This window comes from Anaerovibrio sp., assembly GCF_051866355.1.
Lineage (GTDB): Bacteria > Bacillota > Negativicutes > Selenomonadales > Selenomonadaceae > Anaerovibrio.
The window spans coordinates 22595-28772 of record NZ_JBJDWZ010000013.1; the positions used below are offsets into that span (position 1 = coordinate 22595).

Sequence of the window (6178 nt, forward strand, 5' to 3'; positions counted from 1 at the left end):
CGGATTTGGTGTTTGGAAGGGAGAGTGACTGGCATGCTCTGGTTTACAGAACAGCATACTCCTAATGTGAGGTTTTCGATTAAGATTGACAAGCAGATTTTCAGCGAGCAGAGCGAATTTCAGCGGATTGATATTTTTGAGTCGGAGGAATTCGGCAGGGTGCTGGCGCTGGATGGCTATCTGATGCTGACGGAAAAGGATGAGTTTATCTACCATGAGATGATAACCCATGTGCCCATGTGCGTGCACCCGAATGCCAGGAGAGTGCTGGTAATCGGCGGCGGCGACGGCGGTACTGTCCGGGAGCTCACCAAGTATCAGAACATAGAAAAGATTGATCTGGTGGAGATTGACGAGCGCGTGGTAGAGGTCAGCAAGATGTTTCTGCCGCAGACGGCGGCGGCGCTGGAGGATTCACGGGTGACCTGCTACTATGAGGACGGGTTGAAGTTTATCCGCCATGTGGAGGACGAGTATGATCTGATTCTGGTGGATTCGACGGATCCCTTCGGGCCGGGCGAGGGGCTTTTTACCAAGGAGTTTTACGGAAACTGCTTCAAGGCGCTTCACGAGGACGGCATCATGGTCAATCAGCATGAAAGCCCTTTTTACAAGGAGGATGCCTATGCCATGCAGAGGGCGCACAAGAGAATCTGCCATTCCTTCCCTATCAGCAGGGTGTATCAGGTGCATATACCGACCTATCCTTCAGGGCACTGGCTTTTTGGCTTTGCTTCCAAGAAGTATCATCCGGTGAAGGAGGTTGACTGGCAGGCCTGGAAGGAGCTGCGGATTCGCTGCCGGTATTATAATTGTCCGTTGCATGCGGGCTCTTTTGCCCTGCCAAACTATGTAGAGGAGCTTTTGCGAGATGTTGAAGACTAATGTGGAAACCTTTTTGGGCTGTGAGGCGGAGCTGGCAGATGCCCGCATTGTCATCTTTGGGGCGCCTTTTGACTCAACCACCTCCTTTCGTCCGGGAACGCGCTTTGCCAGCAGGGTAATGAGGGGCGAATCCTACGGATTGGAGACCTACAGCCCGTATCAGGATATGGATATGGAGGATGCGGCTGTTTTTGACAGCGGCGATCTGGAGCTGTGCTTTGGCGATACGGAGCTGGCGCTTTCGGCTATAGAGGAAAGGACGGCGGAGATATTGGCTGCCGGCAAGCTGCCCTTTATGATTGGCGGTGAGCATCTGGTGACGCTGGGAGCAATCCGGGCGGCGGTGAAGAAATATCCTGACCTCTGCATCCTGCATTTTGATGCCCACACGGACCTGCGTGAGGAATACCTGGGAGCGCGGCTTTCCCATGCTTCCGTGCTGCGCCGGGCCTGGGAGCTGACGGGTGATGGAAAAATCTGGCAGCTGGGTATCAGGAGCGGCATGAGGGAGGAATTTCAGTGGGCGAAGGAGCATACCAACCTGCGTCCCTTCAATCTGAAGGCCATGCCGGAGGCATTGGCTGCCCTGCAGGGAAAGCCGGTGTACTTTACTATTGATTTGGATGTTATGGATCCGTCAGTTTTTCCAGGCACCGGAACGCCGGAGTACGGCGGCGTGACCTTTGCGGAGCTGATGGAGGCGGCGGTGGCAGGCTGCGGGCTGAATGTAGTGGGCTGTGACCTGGTGGAGCTGTCGCCTGCCTATGACCAGAGCGGCGCCTCTACGGCGGCGGCCCTGAAAATTATGCGGGAAATGCTTTTGAAGCTGGAGGAGCCTTTTATCAAGGGGCCTGTCAGCGTATAGTATAGAGTAAAATGTGGAGGTAGAAGAATGGGAAAAGCGTTAATTATCGGCTGCGGCGGTGTGGCCAGCGTGGCAATTCACAAGTGTGTGCAGAACAGCGATGCTTTTGATGAAATCTGTATTGCCAGCCGTACCGTCAGCAAGTGCGATGCACTGAAGGAAAAGCTGCAGGGCGGCAAGTGCAAAATCACTACTGCCCAGGTGGATGCCAACAGCGTGGAACAGCTGGTGGCCCTCATCAGGAGGGTACAGCCTGATGTAGTGCTGAATCTGGCTCTGCCTTATCAGGACCTGACCATCATGGATGCCTGCCTGGAGTGCAAGGTAAGCTATGTGGATACCGCCAACTATGAGCCGGAGGATACGGCCAAGTTTGAATACAAGTGGCAGTGGGCCTACCGTGAGAAATTTGAGCAGGCCGGCATTACTGCCCTTCTGGGTTCCGGCTTTGACCCAGGCGTGACGGGCGTGTTCAGTGCCTACGCTTTGAAGCATCATTTTGATGAGATTAACTACATTGACATTCTGGACTGCAACGCCGGTGATCACGGCTATCCGTTTGCAACCAATTTCAATCCTGAGATTAACATTCGCGAGGTTTCTGCCAAGGGCAGCTACTGGGAGGATGGCAAATGGGTTGAAACGGAGCCGATGGAAATCAAGCGCGTGTATAATTTCCCGGAGGTGGGGCCAAAGGATATGTACCTCCTGCATCACGAGGAGCTGGAGTCCCTGGGGCTGAACATTCCGGGCATCAAGCGCATCCGCTTCTTTATGACCTTTGGCGAGAGCTATCTGCGCCATTTGAAGTGCCTGGAGAATGTGGGCATGACCTCCATTGAGCCGATTGAGTTCGAGGGAAAGAAAATCATTCCGCTGCAGTTTTTGAAGGCAGTGCTGCCTGACCCTGCCAGCCTGGGCCCGCGCACCGTCGGCAAGACCAATATCGGCTGCATTTTCCGCGGCAAGAAGGATGGCAAGGACAAGACCTATTACCTTTACAATGTCTGCGACCATCAGGAGTGCTACAAGGAGGTGGGTTCCCAGGCGGTGTCCTACACCACGGGCGTGCCGGCCATGATTGGCGCCATGCTGGTAATGAACGGCACATGGAAGAGGCCTGGAGTATACAACATTGAGGAGTTTGATCCGGATCCTTTCATGGAAGCGCTGAACAAGTGGGGGCTGCCATGGCAGGAGAGCTTTAATCCGGAGCTGGTGGACTGATGGTTGAATTCAGTTATCATCCTGACTGGCTGGCCGAGGTGCCGACGCCTGCCTATGTGGTGGAGGAAAAACGGCTGATTCACAATCTGGAGATTCTCCGGGGACTGCAGGAGCGGACGGGCTGTCATGTGCTTCTGGCCCAGAAGGCCTTCTCCATGTATTCCTGCTATCCGCTTATCAGCAGATATCTCAAAGGGGCCGCGGCCAGCGGTCTTTTTGAGGCACGTCTGGCTTATGAGGAGTTCGGGGGAGAGAATCACGTTTTCAGTCCGGCCTTTCAGGAGAAGGAGTTCCCGGAGCTTTTGAAATACTGTGACCATTTTGTGTTCAACTCCATGTCCCAGTGGAAGCGGTTCGGGCCGCGGGCACTGGCGGCAGGCAAGGAGTGCGGGTTGCGTATCAATCCTGAATACTCGACCCAGGAGCATGCTATCTACGATCCATGCTCCCCGCTGTCAAGGCTGGGGGCAAGGGTGAGCGAGCTGGAAGCTGACAGCTTGGAAGGACTGTCCGGCTTTCACTTTCACACCCTTTGCGAGCAGGGGGCTGAGCCGCTGGCGGCAACCCTTGAGGCTGTGGAAAAGAGATTCGGCCGGTATCTGACCGGACTGAAATGGATTAATTTTGGCGGAGGCCATCATATCACACGTGATGGCTACAATATGCCGCTTTTGGAGAAATGTATCCGCAGAATGCAGGATAAGTACGGATTGAAGGTATATCTGGAGCCCGGCGAGGCAGTGGCGCTGAATGCCGGTTTTCTGGCGGCAACGGTGCTGGAGATTATCGAAGGGCCTGAGCGGGATATGCCGGTGGCTGTGCTGGATGCGTCAGCCGCCTGTCACATGCCGGATGTGATTGAGATGCCGTACCGGCCGCCGCTTTCGGACAGCGATGTGGAGGGCGGACAGCCGTATGCCTACATGCTGGCAGGCGCCACATGCCTGGCGGGTGACAATATAGGGGTGTTTTCCTTTGCTGAGCCTTTGCGGGTGGGACAGAAGCTGCTTTTTGGCGATATGGCCATCTATACCATGGTGAAGAACAACACGTTCAACGGCATGGCTTTGCCGGATATTGCCTATGTGGATAAGCAGGGTGTCTGGAAAAAGGTTCGTTCCTTTGGATATGAGGATTTTAAATGCAGGTTATAAGATTTGCAGTGAGTAAAATGAAATGTTTTTAATATGTAAAAAATTGCACATTTGATATTTACTAAACTCGCAAAATTTTATATAATGTATGTGATATACCAATATCTAAGGGATTGATTTTTAGAAAAGAAGAGGGGCGTATATATGGAAAATAGGAAGATACGGGATGAGCTGGAAAGCCTGGTATCCTTTATTCGTCAGAAACATAAGGAGTTTTTGGTGAGCAGGCTGCAGCCGCTGGGCGTCAAGACCAGCTCAAGAGGTTCTGTACTGTATGCAGTGTACGAGAACGAGGGGCTTGTACAGGAGGATATCAGCAGCAGGCTGAGCATGGATAAGGCTTTTGTGACGCGGGAACTGAATGCGCTGGGCGATATGGGGCTGATTAAGCGCCTGAAGGATCCGCAGGATCATCGCAGGAATCACATCTTTTTGACTGACAGGGGCCGTGAGCTGGGTGAGGCCATCGTCAGGATTGAGGCGGACTGGGTAAATATAGCCTACGCCGGTTTTTCTGCGAAGGAGTTTTCCGCTATGCAGTCTTATTCGGAGCGCATCAGTGAAAATATAAAGAATGCTTGATATGTCAGGGAGTGCGGTAAGCACTCCTTTTCTTTTGTGATTTGCAATATGGCGCAAATAGTGGTAGAATAGTCAGTGCGAACAGGGCAGAGAAGGAGAGAGTAGTCTGTGGCGGCCTTTCAGCGAGTTCTGGCAGGTGGAAACAGGACAGGCGTAAGCAGATGAAGTTCACTCCGGAGCCATTCCGGTGAAGAGATGTAGCCGGGACGTTTTCCGCGTTAAGGAGCAATTAAGTGAGAAAATAGGGTGGTACCGCGAGGCAACGGTGCATTTTTGGTGCAGTGCTTTCGCCCCTAGCTGTGGGGGCGGAAGTTTTTTTATACGCAAAACCGCCCTGAAAAATACGTTTCAGGAGGATACTATGGAAGAAAAGATTGAACAGCTCCGCAAGGAAGCTGCCCAGGCTGTAAAGCAGGCAGTAGAGAGCCTGGGTGACCTGAATGACATCAGGGTAAAATATCTGGGCAAAAAAGGTGAGCTGACCACGATTCTGCGCGGGCTGGGTCAGCTGGCCAAGGAAGACAGGCCGCGTATCGGGCAGATTGTGAATGATGCCCGCCAGCAGCTGGAACAGCTGATTGCCGAGAAGAATGAGGAGCTCAGGGAGGCGGAGCTGAAGAAGCGTCTGTCCAGCGAGAAAATTGATGTCACCCTGCCTGGCCGCCGTGCGCCGCGCGGCCATCTCCATCCGCTCACCATGACGCTGCTGGAGATAAAGAATATCTTTATGAAGATGGGCTTTACCGTGGAGGTGGGGCCTGAGATAGAGAAGGATTATTACAATTTTGAGGCCCTGAATCTGCCCAAGGATCATCCGGCCAGGGATATGCAGGATTCCTTCTACATCACGGAGGATATCCTCATGCGTTCCCAGACCTCGCCTGTGCAGGCAAGGACCATGGAGGCTCATGAGCCGAACAGCCCTATCCGCATGATAGCCCCGGGGCGGGTTTATCGCCGCGATGATTATGATGCCACCCATTCACCGATGTTCACCCAGGTTGAAGGCCTGGTCATCGACAAGGGCATCAGCCTGGCTGATTTGAAGGGCACTCTGGAGAATTTCCTGAAGCAGATATTTGATGAAAAGGTCAGGGTGCGCTTCCGTCCTAGCTTTTTCCCGTTTACCGAGCCTAGCGCCGAGGTGGATATTTCCTGCGTAATGTGCAAAGGCAAGGGCTGCCGCGTCTGCAAGGGTACCGGCTGGCTGGAGATTCTCGGCTCCGGCATGGTTCATCCAAATGTGCTGAGGATGAGCGGCTATGACCCGGAGAAGGTAAGCGGCTTCGCATTTGGTATGGGTGTAGAGCGTATTGCCATGCTGCGCTATGGTATTGACGATCTGCGTCTTTTCTATGACAATGATTTGAGATTCTTAAAGCAGTTCTGGTAATAGGGAGGATTTGAAATATGCAGGTATCTGTAAAATGGCTTCATGATTATATAGATTTCACGGAAACTGCCG

At 53.0% G+C, this 6178-nt stretch carries 6 protein-coding genes and 1 other annotated feature; all 6 genes read left to right on the forward strand.

Annotation, left to right across the window (positions count from 1 at the left end; all coding sequences use genetic code 11):
* The first annotated feature begins 33 nt into the window (after positions 1-33).
* Positions 34-885, forward strand: a complete 852-nt coding sequence (gene speE, locus ACI3UA_RS00730) for a polyamine aminopropyltransferase (RefSeq protein ID WP_439722917.1) — start codon at positions 34-36, stop codon at positions 883-885.
* Positions 872-1750, forward strand: a complete 879-nt coding sequence (gene speB / locus ACI3UA_RS00735) for an agmatinase (protein WP_439722918.1) — start codon at positions 872-874, stop codon at positions 1748-1750. Before speE ends, speB begins: the two co-directional genes overlap by 14 nt.
* Before the next feature lie 27 nt (positions 1751-1777).
* Complete coding sequence (locus ACI3UA_RS00740) at positions 1778-2977, forward strand: saccharopine dehydrogenase C-terminal domain-containing protein (RefSeq protein WP_439722919.1); 1200 nt, start codon at positions 1778-1780, stop codon at positions 2975-2977.
* On the forward strand, positions 2977-4131 hold the full coding sequence (nspC, locus tag ACI3UA_RS00745) for a carboxynorspermidine decarboxylase (RefSeq protein WP_439722920.1): 1155 nt from the start codon (positions 2977-2979) through the stop codon (positions 4129-4131). The genes ACI3UA_RS00740 and nspC overlap by 1 nt, the downstream gene beginning before the upstream one ends.
* A 144-nt stretch (positions 4132-4275) precedes the next feature.
* Positions 4276-4713: a MarR family winged helix-turn-helix transcriptional regulator gene (locus ACI3UA_RS00750; RefSeq protein ID WP_439722921.1), complete on the forward strand. Its 438-nt coding sequence runs from the start codon at positions 4276-4278 to the stop codon at positions 4711-4713.
* 80 nt (positions 4714-4793) lie between these two features.
* Positions 4794-5011, forward strand: a binding site (T-box leader).
* Positions 5012-5074: 63 nt separating this feature from the next.
* A complete protein-coding gene (gene pheS / locus ACI3UA_RS00755) occupies positions 5075-6106 on the forward strand; it encodes a phenylalanine--tRNA ligase subunit alpha (RefSeq protein WP_439722922.1) in 1032 nt (343 codons plus the stop codon).
* Positions 6107-6178: the final 72 nt, after the last annotated feature.

Bases quoted from the DNA above. Each gene is read 5' to 3' on its own strand.
- ACI3UA_RS00750 (WP_439722921.1), top strand. From the start codon at position 4,276: ATGGAAAATAGGAAGATACGGGATGAGCTGGAAAGCCTGGTATCCTTT.
- nspC (WP_439722920.1), top strand. From the start codon at position 2,977: ATGGTTGAATTCAGTTATCATCCTGACTGGCTGGCCGAGGTGCCGACG.
- speE (WP_439722917.1), top strand. From the start codon at position 34: ATGCTCTGGTTTACAGAACAGCATACTCCTAATGTGAGGTTTTCGATT.
- ACI3UA_RS00740 (WP_439722919.1), top strand. From the start codon at position 1,778: ATGGGAAAAGCGTTAATTATCGGCTGCGGCGGTGTGGCCAGCGTGGCA.
- speB (WP_439722918.1), top strand. From the start codon at position 872: ATGTTGAAGACTAATGTGGAAACCTTTTTGGGCTGTGAGGCGGAGCTG.
- pheS (WP_439722922.1), top strand. From the start codon at position 5,075: ATGGAAGAAAAGATTGAACAGCTCCGCAAGGAAGCTGCCCAGGCTGTA.